We start from the raw sequence: 17,469 nt of genomic DNA on the forward strand, positions 1-17,469 counted from the left end.
TTTATTAACCGCGAAGTTCGTAAACTTCAGGTTGTTGTGCTTGGTGCGGATGTTCGCTGCCAGCATATACGTGTAATTTTTTGAATGTTTGACGGCCAAGAGAATTCTTTGGAAGCATACCTTTAACAGCAAGCTCGATCATTTTCTCAGCATAGTTCGTACGCATTTCAAGAGCAGTTCTAGTTTTTAAACCACCTGGATGCATAGTGTGACGGTAGTAGATCTTGTCAGTTAATTTCTTACCAGTTAATTCAACTTTAGAAGCGTTAAGAATGATAACATGATCACCAGTGTCAACATGTGGTGTAAAAGTTGGTTTATTTTTACCACGTAAGATTGCTGCTACTTCAGAAGCAAGACGTCCAAGAGTTTTGCCTTCAGCATCAATCACGTACCATTTACGCTCGATATTGTTGGCGTTAGCCATAAACGTTGTACGCATGAAATTCCCTCCTAATTTAAATCCATAAAGATTATTTTTTCGCACCATCATAAGCCGTTATCGTTCGTTCTGTTCCGGGAAAAAACGGTAACGTCATTGTGCGTCAATTTTTAAGTTCATATATTTTCAATCACGATGAAGACTTTCCGGGGCTTTATCGTGGGATTAAAAACACAACCATATAATATAATAAATTCTTTAGAGCTAAAAGTCAAGAAAATGTTACACTAGGATGAGTTGTTTACTTTTTTTATTTTAATAAAATACCTTCCAAAGATACAAACCTTGTCCTGGTGCGGTTTTCCCAGCATAACGGCGATCCTTTTTTTCTAGAATCTCCACTATTTCCTCTGGCTGTCGCTTCCCAGAACCAACCTCAATTAACGTTCCTACTAAAATTCGAACCATATTATATAAAAATCCATTTCCTATGAACCGAAAGCTAATGCGTTCCCCGTCTTGTAATATTTCAATAGTCTCAATCGTTCTAACCTTATCCTCTACTTCAGTTCTTGCAGAACAAAAACTAGAAAAGTCATGTGTTCCCAGCAAATAAATAGATGCTTCTCTCATCACAGCTAGATTTAAAGGAAAAGGGTAATGAAAAGCATAATTCCGTTGAAATGGGTCCCTTTTCTTGGATTGATATAGAAAATAACGGTATTCTTTCCCGCTGGCATCAAACCTTGCATGAAAGGTAGAATCCGCTTTTTCCACAGAAGTAACAGATATATCCTCAGGCAACATAGAATTTATGGCTAATTCCCACTTTTCTGCAGGAAGGGACAATGGCGAATCAAAATGAATCACCTGACCTTTTGCATGGACTCCGGCATCCGTTCTTCCGGAAGCAGCAATTTTCACATGGCTGCCCTTATGAATTTTAGCCAGGACAGCTTCTATTTGACTTTGAACGGTTCGTTTATTTGGTTGAACCTGATATCCGGAGAATCCAGAACCATCGTAGGAAATAATGCATTTATAGCGATTCATTTTAAGCTCCATTATGAACGTAATAGGATTAATAATATCGTAAGAATAGCAAGAATCAAAAGTTGCAGTGTGTCAGCAAGTTTCCAACTCAGCAGACGGTATTTTGTCCTTCCTTCGCCTCCACGGTACCCTCTAGCTTCCATGGCAATAGCAAGCTCCTCAGCACGCTTAAAAGAGCTAACAAAAAGGGGAATTAGTAAAGGAATGACAGCTTTAATTCTTTCTTTCACTGGACCGCTTGAAAACTCCACTCCTCGAGCGATTTGTGCCTTCATAATCTTGTCAGTTTCTTGCATTAGGGTTGGAATAAACCGTAGTGATATAGACATCATGAGGGCCATTTCATGTACCGGAAAACGAACTTTTTTCAATGGATTTAGAAGAGTTTCCAGCCCATCCGTTATTTCTATTGGCGTTGTCGTCAATGTAAGCAAACTAGTCATCAAGATTAAGAAAAAGAATCTCATCGAAATAAAAATCCCCTGTCTGACTCCTTCTTCATAAATCTTAATTGGACCAAACTCATACAATAAACTTCCTTCTTTTGTAAAGAACACTTGTAAGAGTAAAGTAAACAACACTAACCAGAGAACTGGTTTTAAACCCGCATATAAAAAACGAAAGGGAATTCGAGATAAACCGAGCATTAAAAAAGTATAAATCCCAATTAGTGCATAGGTAAAAAAGTTATTTGCAAGAAAGATGACACATACGAATAAGAAAATGATAATAAGCTTTGACCGAGGGTCCATTCGATGAACTAGACTTTCTGCGGGAACATATCTCCCAATGATCATTTTTTCCATCATACTGGTGCACCTCTTAACAATTCTGTAACTGCAGTAGAAAGCTCCTCAATTGAAAGATAGGTGGCTCCTAGTTTAACACCAAGCTTTTCTTCTAGACTTAGTTGAAAACGGACAACTTCTGGTACATCTAGACCCATTTCAACCAGCTCAGAAACGGACGAAAAGATTTCAATAGGTGTTCCTTGTTTTACAACATGTCCTTGCTGCATAATAACAATTTGGTCAGCGTACTTAGCAGCATCCTCCATACTATGTGTTACCAGTATGGTAGACAGGTTTCTCTCTTTATGAAGTGAATAAAACATATCCATAATCTCTTTACGACCACGAGGATCTAAACCAGCTGTCGGTTCATCTAGAACGAGACAGTCGGGCTCCATAGCAAGAACACCTGCAATAGCAACGCGACGCATCTGACCGCCAGACAAATCAAATGGAGACTTTTCTAATATCTCCTCGGACAATCCAACTTGTTGTAAAGCAAGCCGAGCCCTTTCTTTTGCTTCTGCCTCTGAAACACCAAAATTCATAGGGCCAAAAATAATATCTTTTTCAACGGTTTCCTCAAATAATTGATGCTCTGGAAATTGAAAGACAATCCCAACCTTTTGTCTAATCTGTCTTAAATTCTTATTTTTCTGCTTGGCTTTGACTTCATGGTTTCCAATCACGACGGTTCCTTCGGTCGGAAGCAGCAGGGCATTTAAATGCTGTAAAACGGTAGACTTTCCAGAACCAGTATGGCCTATTAACGCCATATATGTTCCTGTTGGGATTTCAATAGACACATCTTTAATGGCTAAACGTTCAAAAGGAGTGTTCGCCTGATAACGGTACTCTATACTTTGGAGCGAAATGTCCATAGCTCATTCACCAACTCTTCTTCCGATAAATAGTGCTTCGATAGGTCAATCCCTTTTTCCCGGAATGCATTACTCATTTTGATAGAAAAAGGTATATCAAGCCCAAGATGAATCAATTCATCATCCATTGAAAATATATCCTCTGGACTGCCCTCACGATATACTTGACCTTGATTCATCACAATAATTCTATCAGCTTTAGCTGCTTCTTCTAAATCATGTGTAATGGAGATGACAGTAAGGGACTTCTCTTCCTTTAAAGCTCGTACGGTTTCTAAGACTTCGCCTCTCCCTTTTGGATCAAGCATCGATGTAGCCTCATCTAGGATAATGATTGATGGTCTCAAAGCAAGAACGCCAGCTATCGCAACCCGTTGCTTTTGCCCACCGGATAGATGGTGCGGCTCTTGATTAAGAAAATGGTCCATTTTGACTTTCTTTAAAGAATCTTCAACCCTTAAGATCATATCATCCCTTGGGATTCCATGGTTTTCTAAACCAAAAGCCACATCATCCTGCACAGTTGTACCAACAAACTGATTATCAGGATTTTGAAAGACCATTCCTAATTTTTTTCTTATCTCCCAGATGGACTCTTCCGTTAATTTAATCCCACAAACGAAAATTTCGCCATTCTGTGGAAATTGTAAGCCATTTAATAGCTTTGCCATCGTTGATTTACCTGATCCATTATGACCGACAATGGCTAACCATTCACCTTCATGGATGTCAAAGCTTACATCATGGAGAGCATAGCTGGGTTGGTTCTCATATTGAAAAGACACATTCTTTAAAGAAACAATTGACTCCCTCATAAAACTTCTCCTCTCAACTCACCTATTCATACTTTTCTATGCCAGCTTCGAAGAATACAAAAAAAGCCTGCACCTCGCCCCTCTGGCAGAATTACGAATAAATTCTGCCGCATAAACGGGATTTCTAAAAAGAAATGGGAGGAGGTGCATGAGCTAGACGAGACGCGAAAAAGAAAAATAAAAGGCTTTCATTCATCTTTCCAAGGAGAAAGTATTCTTCTCCCAACATGCCCTAAGAACATAGGGTCACGCTCATCATAACACTCTTTTTGGCTTGGTTCATAAAAGAAATATTAAGTTTATACAGAAAAAGGGCTCAAGAACAAGTTTGTAACTAAACTGTCCAGCGCCCTTGTTGTCTGTTTTTTCGGTATTAAACTAACTCGATAATTACCATTGGTGCACCATCGCCGCGGCGTGGTCCAAGTTTCATAATACGAGTGTATCCACCTTGGCGCTCTGAATAACGTGGAGCGATATCAGTGAAAAGTTTTTGTAGTGCATCTGTACCTTTTTCAGCATCAGCAACTTCGTTACGTACGTAAGAAGCAGCTTGACGGCGAGCATGTAAGTCACCACGTTTACCTAGAGTGATCATTTTCTCAACAGTACCACGAAGTTCCTTCGCGCGAGTTTCTGTTGTCTCAATGCGCTCATTGATAATTAAATCTGTAGTTAAATCACGAAGCATAGCTTTACGCTGTGCGCTTGTGCGTCCTAACTTTCTGTATGCCATGAAGGGTTCCCTCCTTTGTTGAAGTCATTAAACGGATTAGTTAGTAATAAAACAGACTAATTAGTCATCCTTACGTAAGCCTAATCCAAGCTCTTCTAGTTTTGCCTTCACTTCTTCAAGTGATTTACGGCCTAAGTTACGTACTTTCATCATATCTTCTTCAGTTTTATTAGCTAGTTCCTGAACAGTATTGATTCCGGCACGCTTTAAGCAGTTATATGAACGAACGGATAAATCCAGTTCTTCGATCGTCATTTCAAGGACTTTTTCTTTTTGATCCTCTTCTTTTTCGATCATAATCTCAGCATTTTGTGCTTCGTCAGTTAAACCAACGAAAATGTTTAAATGCTCGGTTAAAATCTTTGAACCAAGAGCAATAGCTTCTTTAGGCCCTGTGCTACCATCTGTCCAAACATCAAGCGTTAGCTTATCATAGTTTGTCATTTGACCCACACGAGTATTTTCTATCTGATAAGACACACGAGAAACAGGAGTGAAAATAGAATCGATTGGTATTACACCAATTGGCTGATCTTCACGCTTATTTTGCTCAGCTGGAGTGTAACCACGTCCACGCTTAGCTGTTAAACGCATGCGAAGGTGACCACTTGAAGCTAGTGTAGCAATATGAAGGTCAGGATTTAAGATTTCAACATCACTATCATGAGTAATGTTTCCAGCCTTTACTGGTCCTTCACCTTGAACATCAATTTCAAGAGTTTTTTCTTCATCAGAATAGATTTTTAAAGCTAATTTTTTAATGTTTAAAATGATGGATGTTACATCCTCTACGACGCCTTCAATTGTTGAGAACTCATGAAGTACCCCATCGACCTGAATCGATGTAACAGCGGCACCTGGGAGTGAAGATAATAGGATACGACGTAAGGAGTTACCCAAAGTGGTACCATATCCACGCTCAAGTGGTTCTACGACGAACTTCCCGTACTTGGCATCATCGTTGATCTCAACCGTTTCGATTTTTGGTTTTTCTATTTCGATCATCAAATAACCCTCCTTCAAAACGTCGAAAACCTCGACTAGTTTAAAAAGCTAATCGAAATTCCCCCATGTATACGTTCCCGTTTTGTGCACAACAACTGGAATAATTTTTCTGTTATAGTGAAAAAAATCAGTATCATATCCCATTATAGACGCAGGATACAAATTCTATACAGAAAAATTAAACACGACGGCGTTTTGGTGGACGGCATCCGTTATGAGGAACTGGAGTAACGTCTTTAATAGCTGTTACTTCAAGACCTGCAGCTTGCAATGCACGAATAGCAGCCTCACGACCTGCACCAGGTCCTTTAACTGTAACTTCAAGAGTTTTCATACCGTGTTCGATAGATGTCTTAGCAGCAGTTTCAGCAGCCATTTGTGCTGCGAATGGAGTAGATTTACGAGAACCTCTAAATCCAAGCGCACCAGCACTTGACCAAGAAATTGCATTACCATGTACATCAGTAATTGTTACGATAGTATTGTTAAATGTTGAACGGATATGTGCAATCCCTGATTCAATATTCTTTTTAACACGACGTTTACGTGTATTAGTTTTACGTGCCATTTAAATAACCTCCTTTGCCGATTACTTCTTCTTGTTCGCAACAGTCTTACGAGGACCTTTGCGTGTACGAGCGTTGTTTTTCGTGTTTTGTCCACGAACCGGTAAACCACGACGATGACGTAATCCGCGGTAGCAGCCAATCTCCATTAAACGCTTAATGTTAAGAGAAATTTCACGGCGAAGGTCACCTTCAACTTTTAATTTGTCGATGATATCACGGATTTTGTTTAGTTCGTCTTCAGTTAAATCACGCACTCGAGTATCTTCAGAAACGCCAGCTTCTGCTAATACTTTTTGTGCAGTATTTTTACCAATACCATAAATGTAAGTTAAAGAGATAACTACACGTTTTTCACGTGGAATATCTACACCAGCAATACGTGCCATAAATGAGCGCACCTCCTTCAAGATTAACCTTGTTTTTGTTTATGTTTAGGGTTTTCACAGATAACCATGACTTTACCGCGTCTACGGATAACTTTGCACTTTTCGCAGATCGGTTTAACAGATGGTCTTACTTTCATTATCCTAACCTCCTTAGTAATACGGAGTGCAAGCAATTATTTAAAGCGGTAAGTAATTCTTCCGCGTGTTAAGTCATATGGAGAAAGCTCGACAGTAACTTTGTCACCCGGAAGGATGCGAATGAAGTGCATTCGGATTTTACCAGAAACATGAGCTAGCACGGTATGACCATTTTCTAATTCTACCTTAAACATTGCATTTGGCAAAGTTTCAAGTACTTTACCTTCAATTTCAATTACATCATCTTTGGCCATTAATTCGTCTCCCTTCTCAAATCAACTATTATGTTCGAAAATGCATAGCAAATTCTTTTCATTCGTACAATAGCAACCTTATAATTTTAACATAACGTTTGTTTTCTGTCCGCAAGTAAATTCTACATTTTTTGGAAAGTTAATTCCACATGTAAGTCTTGCCCAACTCTCGGTCCTACATACTCCGTACAATAGAAAAGCCATTTACATCCACATACTTTTGAAGCATATTGAAGAGATGTTCGAGAGTCGACTGTCCGCTTAAACTAATGGCCATTAACGTAGGTCCTTAACCAATTGCTGGATAGCAGCAAATACTTTAGTAATGTCCTGCTGACCATCAATTGTGCGCAGGTAACCTTTTGTTTCGTAGAAAGTAAGTAATGGTTCTTGTTGTTTGATATTCACGTCTAAACGGTTTTGAACGGTTTCAGCATTATCATCTGCTCTTTGGTAGAGCTCCCCGCCACATTTGTCGCAAGTTCCCTCTTTTGCAGGAGGGTTAAATACTAAATGATATGTTGACCCGCACTCTTTACAGATACGACGGCCAGTCAAACGATCCATTAAAATACTTTTATCAACATTAATGTTGATTACATAATCTATCTTTTTATCTAAATCAGATAATAAGTTTTCTAATGCTTCTGCTTGAGGTACCGTTCTAGGAAAGCCATCAAGTAAAAAGCCGTTTTTACAATCATCTTTACTTAAACGTTCACGAACAATGCCGATTGTTACTTCATCAGGAACAAGTTCGCCTTTGTCCATGAAAGACTTAGCTTCTAAACCTAGTTCTGTTCCTTCTTTCATCGCTGCACGGAACATATCTCCAGTAGAGATATGAGGGATGCCGTATTGTTCGACGATTTGTTCGGCTTGAGTACCTTTTCCAGCACCCGGAAGCCCCATTAATACTAAATTCACACGTGTTCCCCCTCGTGCTATTTATTGGTTTAGGGAACATAAGTCCCCGAAACCATTTATTTAATAAAGCCTTTATAATGACGTTTAACGAGCTGCGCTTCAAGTTGTTTCATCGTATCAAGTGCAACACCGACGACGATAAGCAAGCTTGTTCCCCCAATTTGAGCTGATTGCGGTAAATTCGCCACATTAACAAAAATAATCGGCAGAATCGCAATTACTGTTAAGAAAATAGCACCCACAAATGTTAAACGATATAGTACCCGTGTTAAGTATTCCTGTGTACTCCTGCCTGGTCTTATACCAGGGATATAACCGCTTTGCTTCTGTAAGTTTTCTGCCGCTTGTTCAGGGTTAACCTGAATAAAAGCATAAAAATACGTGAAAGCGATAATCAGAGCAGCATATAATGTCATTCCAATAGGATGGGAATAATCAAAAACTCTTGTAATCCATAGGGTTACATCATTAGTTGGAAAAAATGAAGCAACTGTTCTAGGAGTTACAATGAAGGAAACTGCAAAGATTACAGGGATAACACCAGCTGCATTCACTTTTAACGGCATATGAGTGGATTGCTGCGCCCCTGCATTACGTCCGTTAATAGCTCTTTGTTTCGCATACTGTATTGGAATTTTTCTTGTTGCTTGTTGAATGAAAATAGTACCTACCACTATTGCAATTACAGCTAAAAGAATTAAAACAACCGTAACAATACGGAGGAATAATTGCTCACCAGCATTTTCAAACTGCTGTACATAAATCTGATTTACTGTATTAGGAATACTTGCAACGATACCAGCAAAGATGATAATGGAAATACCATTTCCAACACCCTTTTCAGTAATTTGCTCACCTAGCCACATCAGAAATGCAGTACCAGCAGTTAAAACAACTGCTATTAATAAATAAGTACCAATTCCAGGATTATTAATCAACTGACCGTTCGCCATATTATTAAAGCCATAAGACATACCTAAAGCTTGAATAAAGCCAAGCACAATCGTGAAATATCGTGTAAACTGAGCTAACTTACGACGTCCAGTATCCCCTTGCTTTGACCATTCCGTAAATTTCGGAACTACATCCATTTGTAAAAGCTGAATAATAATGGAAGCAGTGATGTAAGGCGTAATACCCATAGCAAGGATGGAGAAGTTTTGCAACGCTCCACCACCAAAGGTATTTAAGATCCCAAAGACACTTAATTTATCTTGTGCTGCCAAAATTTCAGCATTTACATTCGGAACAGGAATAAAACTGCCTAGTCGAAATACGATTAACATTAAAAGAGTAAAAATAATTTTTCTTCTAATTTCAGCCACGCGCATAAAATTGGAGATTGTCTGGAACATTAGATCACCTCAGTAGTTCCACCTACAGCTTCAATTGCTTCTTTGGCGGTAGAGGAGAATTTATGAGCTTTAACTGTAAGTTTTTTCTCTACGTTCCCTTTTGCAAGAATCTTAATTCCTGCTTTTTCGTTCTTAACAAGACCAGTTTCAATTAGAAGTTCTGGAGTAACTTCTGTACCCTCTTCAAACTGATTAAGAACATCAAGGTTTACAATTGCGTAATCTTTACGGTTGATATTAGTAAAACCACGTTTTGGTAAACGACGGAATAAAGGTGTTTGACCACCCTCGAAACCAAGACGGACACCGCCGCCGGAACGAGCATTTTGACCTTTATGACCTTTACCAGCAGTCTTACCTTGACCAGATCCGATACCGCGTCCTAAACGTTTACGTTCTTTACGAGAACCCTCAGCAGGTTTTAGTTCATGAAGTTTCATATTGGCACCTCCTTATGAAAGAAAACAATCAATTATTGTTCTTTTACTGTTACAAGGTGAGCAACTTTTGTAATCATACCGCGGATTGCAGCATTATCTTGGTGCTCAACTGTTTGATTTAATTTACGTAAACCTAGAGCAGTAACTGTCGCGCGTTGGTCTTCAGGGCGACCAATTACGCTGCGGTTGAGGGTAATTAATAGTTTGTTTGCCATTTGATTTCCCTCCTTACCCTAGTAGTTCTTCTACTGATTTACCACGTAACTTGGCTACGTCTTCAGCGCGTTTTAATTGTTTTAAGCCATCGATCGTTGCACGTACCATATTAATTGGAGTGTTGGTTCCTAAAGATTTAGATAGGATATCTCCTACCCCGCCTAATTCTAGAACAGCACGGACTGGACCGCCAGCGATAACTCCTGTACCTTCTGAAGCAGGCTTTAGAAGAATTTCACCAGCACCAAAACGTCCAATAACTTGGTGAGGAACAGTAGTTCCAACCATTGGCACTTCGATTAAGTTCTTCTTCGCGTCTTCGATTGCTTTACGAATCGCATCTGGTACTTCTTGAGCTTTACCAGTACCGAAACCAACATGACCGTTTTTATCCCCAACTACTACTAGAGCAGTGAAGCGAAAACGACGACCACCCTTAACAACTTTCGCTACACGGTTAACCGTTACAACGCGTTCTTCTAGTTCAAGTTTGTTTGGATCAATACGACGTATCATTTATGTGTCCCTCCTTTGTCTATTAAAATTGTAAGCCGTTTTCACGGGCTGCATCAGCTAGTGCTTGGATACGTCCATGATAAAGGTATCCTCCACGGTCAAAGACAACAGCAGTGATACCCTTTTCTACCGCACGTTTAGCGACTAATTCTCCGACCAACTTAGCTGCTTCAACATTGCTTGTAGATTCAAGGTTAAGATCTTTTTCCATAGTAGAAGCACTTGCTAATGTAGTTCCACTCATATCATCGATTAATTGAGCATAAAGATGCTTGTTAGAACGAAAAACATTTAGACGTGGACGAGCAGCAGTACCGCTAAGTTTCGCACGAACACGAGCATGTCTCTTCTTGCGACTAGCATTTTTGTCAAGCTTCGTAATCATTTACGTCACTCCTTTCGTTTACCTATGCGGCATTACTTACCAGTTTTACCTTCTTTACGACGAACAAATTCGCCTTCGTAACGAATTCCTTTACCTTTATAAGGCTCTGGAGGACGAACTTGACGAATATTGGCTGCTAATGCACCAACACGTTCTTTGTCAGTACCTTTAATAGTAATCTTTGTATTAGCCGGTACTTCGATTTCAAGGCCTGTTTCTGGTTCAATTTCAACCGGATGAGAATATCCAACGTTTAATACAAGCTTGTTACCTTGCTTTTGAGCACGGTATCCAACCCCGATTAATTCTAATTTTCTTTCGAAGCCTTTGGAAACACCTTCGACCATGTTCGCGATTACCGCACGAGTAGTTCCGTGCAATGCGCGGTGTTCTTTCACGTCCGATGGACGAGTGATCGTAATAAGGTTTTCTTCAACTTTAATATCAATATCTGGGCTAAAAGAGCGAGTAAGTTCGCCTTTTGGTCCTTTAACAGTAACGGTACTATTATTTAAAGTAACCGTAACACCTGTAGGGATTTCAATAGGTTTTTTTCCTACGCGAGACATTTAGTGCACCTCCATTCATTCAGAAACTATATTACCAAACGTAAGCTAAAACTTCTCCGCCAATTTGTTTAGCACGAGCTTCTTTATCAGTTATAACACCATTTGAAGTTGATACTAGTGCGATACCAAGTCCGTTAAGAACACGTGGCACCTCAGTAGATTTTGCATAAACTCTAAGTCCAGGCTTGCTTATGCGCTTAAGACCAGTGATAACACGTTCGTTATTTGAACCGTACTTTAAGAAGATACGGATGATACCTTGTTTATTGTCTTCGATAAATTCGACATCACGAACGAAACCTTCACGCTTTAAGATTTCAGCGATTTCTTTTTTAATATTAGAAGCAGGCACTTCTAACTTTTCGTGACGCACCATATTCGCATTACGAATGCGAGTAAGCAAATCAGCAATTGGATCTGTCATGACCATTATTTTTACCTCCTTCCCAGAATTGGGTTTTACCAGCTGGCTTTTTTAACACCAGGAATTTGTCCTTTGTACGCTAATTCGCGGAAACAAATACGACAAAGCTTAAATTTACGGTATACAGAGTGTGGACGGCCACAACGTTCGCAGCGTGTATACTCTTGTACTGCATATTTAGGCGTGCGCTTTTGTTTCGCAATCATTGACTTTTTAGCCACGTTTTCGCCTCCATTATTTAACGATTACTTTTGGAATGGCATTCCAAATTGAGTTAACAGTTCACGTGCTTCTTCATCAGTGTTAGCTGTCGTTACGATAACGATATCCATACCACGAACTTTGCTTACTTTATCGTAATCAATTTCAGGAAAGATTAATTGTTCTTTAACACCCAAAGTATAGTTACCGCGACCATCGAATGATTTCTTAGAAACACCACGGAAGTCACGAACACGAGGTAAAGAAACAGCAACTAATTTATCCAAGAATTCGTACATACGCTCACCGCGAAGTGTAACTTTTGCACCAATTGGCATACCTTCACGAAGACGGAAGCCAGCGATTGATTTCTTAGCACGAGTTACTACAGGCTTTTGTCCTGTAATAATAGCTAGTTCTTCAACAGCATTGTCTAAAGCTTTAGCATTTGCTACTGCGTCACCAACACCCATGTTAATAACAATTTTATCAAGTTGAGGAACTTGCATTACTGATTTATAGTTGAACTTGCTCATAAGAGCAGGAGTAACTTCTTTTACAAATTTTTCTTTTAGGCGGTTCACTTATTGTACCTCCCTTCTAAAATTTAGACTATTTATCTAATACTTCACCGGATTTTGCTACGCGTACTTTTTTACCATCAACCGTTGAGTAACCTACACGAGTTGGGTTACCAGATTTAGGGTCGATAGGCATAACGTTTGATACATGAATTGGTGCCTCAAAGCTCAAAATTCCGCCTTGTGGATTCACTTGAGAAGGTTTAGCGTGTTTTTTCACGATGTTAACACCTTCTACTAGTACACGGCTATCTTTAGGATAGGCTGCTAGGATTACTCCTGTTTTGCCTTTATCCTTACCGGAGATAACTCTTACTTTGTCACCCTTTTTAACATGCATTCGTAAGCACCTCCTTAAAGGCAATTGAATTTAAATTATAGTACTTCTGGAGCCAAGGAAACGATTTTCATAAAGTTGTTATCGCGAAGTTCACGAGCAACTGGTCCGAAGATACGAGTTCCACGTGGGCTCTTATCATCCTTGATAATTACACATGCGTTTTCATCGAAACGAATGTATGATCCATCAGGTCGACGAGCACCGCTTTTCGTACGAACGATAACGGCTTTAACAACGTCACCCTTTTTAACAACGCCACCAGGTGTTGCTTGTTTCACTGTACATACGATAACATCACCGATACCCGCTGTTTTACGGCCAGAACCACCAAGAACTTTAATGGTAAGTACCTCACGAGCACCAGAGTTATCAGCAACTTTTAAACGTGATTCTTGTTGAATCATGTGTGTAACCTCCCTTCGGAATAGAGCTTTAATCCGAACAATTAAATAATAACTGCTTTTTCTGTAACTTCAACTAAACGGAAGCGTTTAGTAGCTGAAAGCGGACGAGTTTCCATGATACGTACGATATCGCCGATTTTTGCTTCATTTTGCTCATCATGAGCTTTAAACTTTTTAGAGTACTTAACGCGTTTACCGTAAAGAGGATGCTTTTTGTAAGTTTCGACTAATACAGTAATGGTTTTATCCATTTTGTCAGAAACCACGCGTCCAGTGTAAACTTTGCGCTGATTACGTTCACTCATTCTGTGAACCTCCTCTCAAATATTACTTGTTAACGCTGATTTCTCTTTCACGAATCACAGTTTTCATGCGAGCAATCGCTTTGCGTACTTCACGAATGCGAGCTGTATTTTCAAGTTGTCCAGTCGCTAATTGGAAGCGAAGGTTGAAAAGCTCTTCTTTTAAAGATTTAACTTTTTGTTCAATTTCGGCAGTGGTAAGGTCTTTAATTTCATTAGCTCTCATTTGATTCACCACCAATTTCTTCACGTTTTACAAACTTACATTTAACAGGAAGTTTGTGCATAGCAAGACGAAGTGCTTCACGTGCTACTTCTTCAGAAACACCAGCAATTTCAAACATTACTTTACCAGGCTTAACAACAGCTACCCAGCCTTCAGGTGCCCCTTTACCGGAACCCATCCGCACCTCTAGAGGTTTTGCAGTATAAGGCTTGTGAGGGAAGATTTTAATCCAAACTTTACCGCCACGTTTCATGTAACGAGTCATTGCAATACGTGCGGCTTCGATTTGGCGATTAGTGATCCAAGAAGCTTCAGTTGCTTGTAAGCCGAATTCACCGAATGTTACTTCAGTGCCACCTTTAGCGTTACCACGCATTTTCCCACGGTGTTGACGGCGATATTTAACGCGTTTTGGCAATAACATATTATTTGCCTCCTTCCGCAGATTTCTTCTTAGTAGGAAGGACTTCTCCCTTATAGATCCATACTTTTACGCCAAGCTTACCATAAGTAGTATCTGCTTCAGCATGAGCATAGTCGATATCAGCGCGAAGTGTATGAAGTGGAACAGTTCCTTCGCTATATTGTTCTGAACGAGCAATATCTGCGCCGCCAAGACGACCTGATACCATTGTTTTAATACCTTTAGCGCCTGCACGCATAGCACGTTGAATTGATTGCTTTTGTGCACGACGGAAAGATACACGATTTTCTAATTGACGAGCAATATTTTCAGCAACTAGTTTCGCATCAAGGTCAGCTCTCTTGATTTCAAGAATGTTGATGTGAACACGTTTGCCAGTTAATTGATTTAGAGCTTTACGAAGTGCTTCAACTTCAGTACCGCCTTTACCGATAACCATACCAGGCTTAGCAGTATGAACTGTTACATTCACACGGTTTGCCGCACGTTCGATTTCAACTTTAGAAACAGAAGCATCCTTCAAACGCTTCGTGATGTACTCACGAATTTTAAGGTCTTCGTGTAAAAGATCAGCGAAGTCTTTACCAGCGTACCATTTAGATTCCCAATCTTTGATGATTCCGATACGCAAACCGACTGGATTTACTTTTTGACCCACAGGTTATCCCTCCTTCTTTTCTGATAGAACGATTGTGATGTGGCTAGTGCGTTTGTTGATCTGGCTTGCACGGCCCATTGCGCGAGGACGGAAACGTTTCAACGTTGGTCCTTCGTCTACAAAAGCTTGTGTTACTACCAAGCTATTAACGTCCATTTCATAATTGTGCTCGGCATTTGCCATAGCGGATTTCAATACTTTTTCAACGATTGGAGAAGCAAACTTTGGAGTGTGATTTAAAATCGACACCGCTTCACCAACTTGCTTTCCTCGAATTAAATCTACGACTAAACGTGCTTTACGAGGAGCAATACGAACTGTTCTTGCAACAGCTTTAGCTTGCATTTGGATGCCCTCCTCTCTTAACGTCTGGTTTTCTTATCATCATTACCATGGCCTTTGTAAGCACGTGTTGGAGCAAATTCTCCAAGCTTGTGTCCTACCATGTCTTCAGTAACATATACAGGCACATGTTTGCGACCATCATAAACAGCGATTGTGTGGCCAATAAATTGTGGGAAGATCGTAGAACGACGTGACCAAGTTTTTACAACTTGCTTACCTTCAGTTTCATTTAACTTTTCGATCTTAACCATTAAATGATCATCAACAAATGGTCCTTTTTTAAGGCTGCGACCCATGGATGAACCTCCCTTCGTGATTGTTCTACGGCTCTATCTTTGAACCGTAGTTCAATCCCGTTATTTTTTACGACGACGTACGATAAACTTATCGGATTTATTCTTTTTCTTACGAGTTTTGAATCCAAGAGTTGGTTTACCCCATGGAGACATTGGTGATTTACGTCCAATTGGTGAACGTCCTTCACCACCACCGTGTGGGTGATCGTTAGGGTTCATAACAGATCCACGAACTGTAGGGCGTTTGCCTAACCAGCGTGAGCGTCCTGCTTTACCAATGTTGATAAGTTCGTGCTGCTCATTTCCTACTTGACCGATTGTTGCGCGGCACTCAGAAAGAATCATACGAACCTCACCAGAATTTAAACGTACAAGTACGTATTTTCCTTCTTTACCTAAAACCTGAGCAGATGTACCAGCAGAACGTACTAATTGGCCACCCTTACCTGGTTTTAACTCAATGTTGTGTACTACTGTACCAACAGGGATGTTTGCTAATGGTAATGCATTACCTACTTTAATATCTGCCTCAGGGCCAGACATAACTTCCATACCTACTACTAGGTTTTTAGGAGCTAGGATATAACGCTTTTCACCATCTACATAGTTGATTAATGCAATATTTGCGGAACGGTTTGGATCGTACTCGATAGTGGCAACGCGTCCAGGAATGCCATCTTTGTTACGCTTGAAATCAATGATACGGTATGAACGCTTATGGCCGCCACCTTGATGACGAACAGTTAACTTACCTTGGTTATTACGGCCGCCTTTTCTCTTTAAAGGTGCTAATAGAGATTTTTCTGGTGTGCTAGTTGTGATTTCTGCGAAATCAGAAACTGTCATACCGCGACGACCATTAGAGGTAGGTTTGTACTTTTTAATCGCCATTTTATTCCCTCCTCTTCTTGTTAGTTTTTATTATGCTTCAAAGAATTCGATTTCTTTGCTATCAGCAGTTAGTTTTACAATTGCTTTACGACGTTTGTTAGTGTAACCACCGAATTTACCCATGCGCTTGAATTTACCTTTATAGTTCATGATGTTAACTTTTTCAACTTCTACGCCAAAGATTTCAACAATCGCATCTTTAACTTGAGTTTTGTTAGCTCTCACATCAACTTCAAACGTATATTTCTTTTCAGCCATTAGGTCAGTAGAACGTTCAGTGATAACGGGGCGCTTAATGATATCGCGTGCATCCATTATGCAAGCACCTCCTCTACTTTTTCAACTGCAGCTTTCGTCATGATTAATTTATCATGATTTACTACATCAAGAACATTGATTCCGTCAGCAGTTACAACTGTTACACCAGGAATGTTACGAGCAGAAAGTGCTACATTTTCATCAAGGTCAGCAGTAACGATAAGTGCTTTCTTCTCAACAGAAAGACCACCTAATACTGTTTTGAAATCTTTTGTTTTTGGAGCATCGAAAGCAAGGCTTTCTAATACTAGTACATTCTCTTCTAACACTTTAGAAGATAGTGCAGATTTAATCGCTAAGCGACGTACCTTTTTAGGTAATTTGTAGCTGTAGCTGCGTGGTGTAGGACCGAAAACAGTACCACCTCCGCGCCATTGTGGAGAACGGATAGACCCTTGACGAGCACGACCAGTTCCTTTTTGACGCCATGGTTTACGTCCACCACCGCGTACCTCAGAACGAACTTTTACTTTATGAGTTCCTTGACGTAAAGAAGCTCTTTGCATAACAATCGCTTCGAATAATACGTGTTGGTTAGGCTCGATACCAAATACTGATTCATTAAGTTCGATTTCACCAACTTGTGATCCGTTTTGGTTAAATAATGAAACTTTAGGCATTCTTTTGCTCCTCCTTTCTTA

The 17,469-nt window shown here is 39.9% G+C and carries 32 protein-coding genes; all 32 read right to left on the bottom strand.

What is annotated here, in order from left to right; all coding sequences use genetic code 11:
• Positions 1–4: 4 nt before the first annotated feature.
• On the bottom strand, positions 5–442 hold the full coding sequence (gene rplM / locus QFZ31_RS19780; RefSeq protein WP_045516499.1) for a 50S ribosomal protein L13: 438 nt from the start codon (positions 440–442) through the stop codon (positions 5–7).
• A 255-nt stretch (positions 443–697) separates the two neighbouring features.
• Positions 698–1,435 (bottom strand): tRNA pseudouridine(38-40) synthase TruA, encoded by a 738-nt coding sequence (gene truA, locus QFZ31_RS19785; RefSeq protein ID WP_307306121.1) that lies wholly within the window; start codon positions 1,433–1,435, stop codon positions 698–700.
• An 11-nt stretch (positions 1,436–1,446) separates the two neighbouring features.
• On the bottom strand, positions 1,447–2,244 hold the full coding sequence (locus QFZ31_RS19790; protein WP_179603649.1) for an energy-coupling factor transporter transmembrane component T family protein: 798 nt from the start codon (positions 2,242–2,244) through the stop codon (positions 1,447–1,449).
• A complete protein-coding gene (locus tag QFZ31_RS19795; protein WP_307306124.1) occupies positions 2,241–3,107 on the bottom strand; it encodes an energy-coupling factor ABC transporter ATP-binding protein in 867 nt (288 codons plus the stop codon). Before QFZ31_RS19795 ends, QFZ31_RS19790 begins: the two co-directional genes overlap by 4 nt.
• On the bottom strand, positions 3,083–3,922 hold the full coding sequence (locus QFZ31_RS19800; protein ID WP_307306127.1) for an energy-coupling factor ABC transporter ATP-binding protein: 840 nt from the start codon (positions 3,920–3,922) through the stop codon (positions 3,083–3,085). Before QFZ31_RS19800 ends, QFZ31_RS19795 begins: the two co-directional genes overlap by 25 nt.
• A gap of 373 nt (positions 3,923–4,295) precedes the next feature.
• The gene (gene rplQ, locus QFZ31_RS19805) at positions 4,296–4,658 is read right to left on the bottom strand and encodes a 50S ribosomal protein L17 (RefSeq protein WP_045516505.1); all 363 of its coding nucleotides are present in this window, start codon (positions 4,656–4,658) and stop codon (positions 4,296–4,298) included.
• 60 nt (positions 4,659–4,718) lie between these two features.
• Positions 4,719–5,663, bottom strand: a complete 945-nt coding sequence (locus QFZ31_RS19810; protein WP_045516506.1) for a DNA-directed RNA polymerase subunit alpha — start codon at positions 5,661–5,663, stop codon at positions 4,719–4,721.
• Between the two features lie 178 nt (positions 5,664–5,841).
• Positions 5,842–6,231, bottom strand: a complete 390-nt coding sequence (gene rpsK / locus QFZ31_RS19815) for a 30S ribosomal protein S11 (protein ID WP_024027886.1) — start codon at positions 6,229–6,231, stop codon at positions 5,842–5,844.
• Positions 6,232–6,252: 21 nt separating this feature from the next.
• Entirely contained in the window at positions 6,253–6,618 is a 366-nt protein-coding gene (gene rpsM / locus QFZ31_RS19820; protein WP_026565543.1) for a 30S ribosomal protein S13, read from the bottom strand.
• 23 nt (positions 6,619–6,641) lie between these two features.
• Positions 6,642–6,755: a 50S ribosomal protein L36 gene (gene rpmJ / locus QFZ31_RS19825; protein WP_000868344.1), complete on the bottom strand. Its 114-nt coding sequence runs from the start codon at positions 6,753–6,755 to the stop codon at positions 6,642–6,644.
• Positions 6,756–6,791: 36 nt separating this feature from the next.
• Complete coding sequence (infA, locus tag QFZ31_RS19830) at positions 6,792–7,010, bottom strand: translation initiation factor IF-1 (RefSeq protein WP_034676129.1); 219 nt, start codon at positions 7,008–7,010, stop codon at positions 6,792–6,794.
• Positions 7,011–7,286: 276 nt separating this feature from the next.
• Positions 7,287–7,937 (bottom strand): adenylate kinase, encoded by a 651-nt coding sequence (locus QFZ31_RS19835; RefSeq protein WP_307306132.1) that lies wholly within the window; start codon positions 7,935–7,937, stop codon positions 7,287–7,289.
• 56 nt (positions 7,938–7,993) lie between these two features.
• Positions 7,994–9,292, bottom strand: coding sequence for a preprotein translocase subunit SecY (gene secY, locus QFZ31_RS19840; protein WP_307306134.1), 1,299 nt, complete (start codon positions 9,290–9,292; stop codon positions 7,994–7,996).
• Complete coding sequence (gene rplO, locus QFZ31_RS19845; protein WP_307306135.1) at positions 9,292–9,732, bottom strand: 50S ribosomal protein L15; 441 nt, start codon at positions 9,730–9,732, stop codon at positions 9,292–9,294. The genes secY and rplO overlap by 1 nt, the downstream gene beginning before the upstream one ends.
• Before the next feature lie 32 nt (positions 9,733–9,764).
• Complete coding sequence (rpmD, locus tag QFZ31_RS19850; RefSeq protein WP_034676120.1) at positions 9,765–9,947, bottom strand: 50S ribosomal protein L30; 183 nt, start codon at positions 9,945–9,947, stop codon at positions 9,765–9,767.
• Between the two features lie 13 nt (positions 9,948–9,960).
• On the bottom strand, positions 9,961–10,461 hold the full coding sequence (gene rpsE, locus QFZ31_RS19855; RefSeq protein ID WP_082799596.1) for a 30S ribosomal protein S5: 501 nt from the start codon (positions 10,459–10,461) through the stop codon (positions 9,961–9,963).
• Between the two features lie 25 nt (positions 10,462–10,486).
• Positions 10,487–10,849: a 50S ribosomal protein L18 gene (gene rplR / locus QFZ31_RS19860; RefSeq protein WP_179603643.1), complete on the bottom strand. Its 363-nt coding sequence runs from the start codon at positions 10,847–10,849 to the stop codon at positions 10,487–10,489.
• A gap of 32 nt (positions 10,850–10,881) precedes the next feature.
• Positions 10,882–11,418: a 50S ribosomal protein L6 gene (gene rplF / locus QFZ31_RS19865; RefSeq protein ID WP_307306137.1), complete on the bottom strand. Its 537-nt coding sequence runs from the start codon at positions 11,416–11,418 to the stop codon at positions 10,882–10,884.
• Positions 11,419–11,449: 31 nt separating this feature from the next.
• The gene (rpsH, locus tag QFZ31_RS19870; protein ID WP_045516527.1) at positions 11,450–11,848 is read right to left on the bottom strand and encodes a 30S ribosomal protein S8; all 399 of its coding nucleotides are present in this window, start codon (positions 11,846–11,848) and stop codon (positions 11,450–11,452) included.
• Positions 11,849–11,877: 29 nt separating this feature from the next.
• Positions 11,878–12,063 carry a type Z 30S ribosomal protein S14 gene (locus QFZ31_RS19875; RefSeq protein WP_034676107.1) on the bottom strand — a complete coding sequence of 62 codons (186 nt, stop codon included), beginning with the start codon at positions 12,061–12,063 and terminating at the stop codon, positions 11,878–11,880.
• Between the two features lie 24 nt (positions 12,064–12,087).
• The gene (gene rplE, locus QFZ31_RS19880) at positions 12,088–12,627 is read right to left on the bottom strand and encodes a 50S ribosomal protein L5 (protein WP_307306141.1); all 540 of its coding nucleotides are present in this window, start codon (positions 12,625–12,627) and stop codon (positions 12,088–12,090) included.
• Between the two features lie 28 nt (positions 12,628–12,655).
• Entirely contained in the window at positions 12,656–12,964 is a 309-nt protein-coding gene (gene rplX / locus QFZ31_RS19885) for a 50S ribosomal protein L24 (RefSeq protein ID WP_179603640.1), read from the bottom strand.
• Between the two features lie 35 nt (positions 12,965–12,999).
• Positions 13,000–13,368 carry a 50S ribosomal protein L14 gene (gene rplN / locus QFZ31_RS19890; RefSeq protein WP_034676100.1) on the bottom strand — a complete coding sequence of 123 codons (369 nt, stop codon included), beginning with the start codon at positions 13,366–13,368 and terminating at the stop codon, positions 13,000–13,002.
• A gap of 41 nt (positions 13,369–13,409) precedes the next feature.
• Positions 13,410–13,673, bottom strand: coding sequence for a 30S ribosomal protein S17 (gene rpsQ / locus QFZ31_RS19895; RefSeq protein WP_034676097.1), 264 nt, complete (start codon positions 13,671–13,673; stop codon positions 13,410–13,412).
• Between the two features lie 22 nt (positions 13,674–13,695).
• The gene (gene rpmC, locus QFZ31_RS19900) at positions 13,696–13,896 is read right to left on the bottom strand and encodes a 50S ribosomal protein L29 (RefSeq protein WP_034676094.1); all 201 of its coding nucleotides are present in this window, start codon (positions 13,894–13,896) and stop codon (positions 13,696–13,698) included.
• On the bottom strand, positions 13,886–14,320 hold the full coding sequence (gene rplP, locus QFZ31_RS19905; protein ID WP_034676090.1) for a 50S ribosomal protein L16: 435 nt from the start codon (positions 14,318–14,320) through the stop codon (positions 13,886–13,888). Before rplP ends, rpmC begins: the two co-directional genes overlap by 11 nt.
• 1 nt (position 14,321) lies before the next feature.
• Positions 14,322–14,978, bottom strand: coding sequence for a 30S ribosomal protein S3 (gene rpsC, locus QFZ31_RS19910; RefSeq protein WP_179603639.1), 657 nt, complete (start codon positions 14,976–14,978; stop codon positions 14,322–14,324).
• A gap of 3 nt (positions 14,979–14,981) precedes the next feature.
• Positions 14,982–15,323, bottom strand: coding sequence for a 50S ribosomal protein L22 (gene rplV / locus QFZ31_RS19915; RefSeq protein WP_034676086.1), 342 nt, complete (start codon positions 15,321–15,323; stop codon positions 14,982–14,984).
• A gap of 17 nt (positions 15,324–15,340) precedes the next feature.
• Positions 15,341–15,619, bottom strand: a complete 279-nt coding sequence (gene rpsS, locus QFZ31_RS19920) for a 30S ribosomal protein S19 (protein WP_026574091.1) — start codon at positions 15,617–15,619, stop codon at positions 15,341–15,343.
• A gap of 60 nt (positions 15,620–15,679) precedes the next feature.
• A complete protein-coding gene (gene rplB / locus QFZ31_RS19925; RefSeq protein WP_179603638.1) occupies positions 15,680–16,510 on the bottom strand; it encodes a 50S ribosomal protein L2 in 831 nt (276 codons plus the stop codon).
• A 30-nt stretch (positions 16,511–16,540) separates the two neighbouring features.
• The gene (gene rplW / locus QFZ31_RS19930) at positions 16,541–16,825 is read right to left on the bottom strand and encodes a 50S ribosomal protein L23 (RefSeq protein WP_034676080.1); all 285 of its coding nucleotides are present in this window, start codon (positions 16,823–16,825) and stop codon (positions 16,541–16,543) included.
• The gene (rplD, locus tag QFZ31_RS19935; protein ID WP_179161260.1) at positions 16,825–17,448 is read right to left on the bottom strand and encodes a 50S ribosomal protein L4; all 624 of its coding nucleotides are present in this window, start codon (positions 17,446–17,448) and stop codon (positions 16,825–16,827) included. Before rplD ends, rplW begins: the two co-directional genes overlap by 1 nt.
• Between the last annotated feature and the right edge of the window lie 21 nt (positions 17,449–17,469).

The organism is Neobacillus niacini (assembly GCF_030817595.1).
In the GTDB taxonomy this organism is placed as follows: domain Bacteria; phylum Bacillota; class Bacilli; order Bacillales; family Cytobacillaceae; genus Neobacillus; species Neobacillus niacini_G.

What these genes read in the sequence shown, in the direction of transcription:
- rpsS (WP_026574091.1), bottom strand. Translation starts at nt 15,619, where the DNA reads ATGGGTCGCAGCCTTAAAAAAGGACCATTTGTTGATGATCATTTAATG.
- truA (WP_307306121.1), bottom strand. Translation starts at nt 1,435, where the DNA reads ATGAATCGCTATAAATGCATTATTTCCTACGATGGTTCTGGATTCTCC.
- rplR (WP_179603643.1), bottom strand. Translation starts at nt 10,849, where the DNA reads ATGATTACGAAGCTTGACAAAAATGCTAGTCGCAAGAAGAGACATGCT.
- rplO (WP_307306135.1), bottom strand. Translation starts at nt 9,732, where the DNA reads ATGAAACTTCATGAACTAAAACCTGCTGAGGGTTCTCGTAAAGAACGT.
- rplX (WP_179603640.1), bottom strand. Translation starts at nt 12,964, where the DNA reads ATGCATGTTAAAAAGGGTGACAAAGTAAGAGTTATCTCCGGTAAGGAT.
- rpsK (WP_024027886.1), bottom strand. Translation starts at nt 6,231, where the DNA reads ATGGCACGTAAAACTAATACACGTAAACGTCGTGTTAAAAAGAATATT.
- rplB (WP_179603638.1), bottom strand. Translation starts at nt 16,510, where the DNA reads ATGGCGATTAAAAAGTACAAACCTACCTCTAATGGTCGTCGCGGTATG.
- QFZ31_RS19790 (WP_179603649.1), bottom strand. Translation starts at nt 2,244, where the DNA reads ATGATGGAAAAAATGATCATTGGGAGATATGTTCCCGCAGAAAGTCTA.
- rplQ (WP_045516505.1), bottom strand. Translation starts at nt 4,658, where the DNA reads ATGGCATACAGAAAGTTAGGACGCACAAGCGCACAGCGTAAAGCTATG.
- rpmD (WP_034676120.1), bottom strand. Translation starts at nt 9,947, where the DNA reads ATGGCAAACAAACTATTAATTACCCTCAACCGCAGCGTAATTGGTCGC.
- QFZ31_RS19810 (WP_045516506.1), bottom strand. Translation starts at nt 5,663, where the DNA reads ATGATCGAAATAGAAAAACCAAAAATCGAAACGGTTGAGATCAACGAT.
- rplN (WP_034676100.1), bottom strand. Translation starts at nt 13,368, where the DNA reads ATGATTCAACAAGAATCACGTTTAAAAGTTGCTGATAACTCTGGTGCT.
- rplM (WP_045516499.1), bottom strand. Translation starts at nt 442, where the DNA reads ATGCGTACAACGTTTATGGCTAACGCCAACAATATCGAGCGTAAATGG.
- rplP (WP_034676090.1), bottom strand. Translation starts at nt 14,320, where the DNA reads ATGTTATTGCCAAAACGCGTTAAATATCGCCGTCAACACCGTGGGAAA.
- rpsH (WP_045516527.1), bottom strand. Translation starts at nt 11,848, where the DNA reads ATGGTCATGACAGATCCAATTGCTGATTTGCTTACTCGCATTCGTAAT.
- rplD (WP_179161260.1), bottom strand. Translation starts at nt 17,448, where the DNA reads ATGCCTAAAGTTTCATTATTTAACCAAAACGGATCACAAGTTGGTGAA.
- rplF (WP_307306137.1), bottom strand. Translation starts at nt 11,418, where the DNA reads ATGTCTCGCGTAGGAAAAAAACCTATTGAAATCCCTACAGGTGTTACG.
- rplW (WP_034676080.1), bottom strand. Translation starts at nt 16,825, where the DNA reads ATGGATGCACGCGATATCATTAAGCGCCCCGTTATCACTGAACGTTCT.
- rpmC (WP_034676094.1), bottom strand. Translation starts at nt 13,896, where the DNA reads ATGAGAGCTAATGAAATTAAAGACCTTACCACTGCCGAAATTGAACAA.
- rpsM (WP_026565543.1), bottom strand. Translation starts at nt 6,618, where the DNA reads ATGGCACGTATTGCTGGTGTAGATATTCCACGTGAAAAACGTGTAGTT.
- rpsQ (WP_034676097.1), bottom strand. Translation starts at nt 13,673, where the DNA reads ATGAGTGAACGTAATCAGCGCAAAGTTTACACTGGACGCGTGGTTTCT.
- secY (WP_307306134.1), bottom strand. Translation starts at nt 9,292, where the DNA reads ATGTTCCAGACAATCTCCAATTTTATGCGCGTGGCTGAAATTAGAAGA.
- infA (WP_034676129.1), bottom strand. Translation starts at nt 7,010, where the DNA reads ATGGCCAAAGATGATGTAATTGAAATTGAAGGTAAAGTACTTGAAACT.
- rplV (WP_034676086.1), bottom strand. Translation starts at nt 15,323, where the DNA reads ATGCAAGCTAAAGCTGTTGCAAGAACAGTTCGTATTGCTCCTCGTAAA.
- QFZ31_RS19800 (WP_307306127.1), bottom strand. Translation starts at nt 3,922, where the DNA reads ATGAGGGAGTCAATTGTTTCTTTAAAGAATGTGTCTTTTCAATATGAG.
- rpmJ (WP_000868344.1), bottom strand. Translation starts at nt 6,755, where the DNA reads ATGAAAGTAAGACCATCTGTTAAACCGATCTGCGAAAAGTGCAAAGTT.
- QFZ31_RS19795 (WP_307306124.1), bottom strand. Translation starts at nt 3,107, where the DNA reads ATGGACATTTCGCTCCAAAGTATAGAGTACCGTTATCAGGCGAACACT.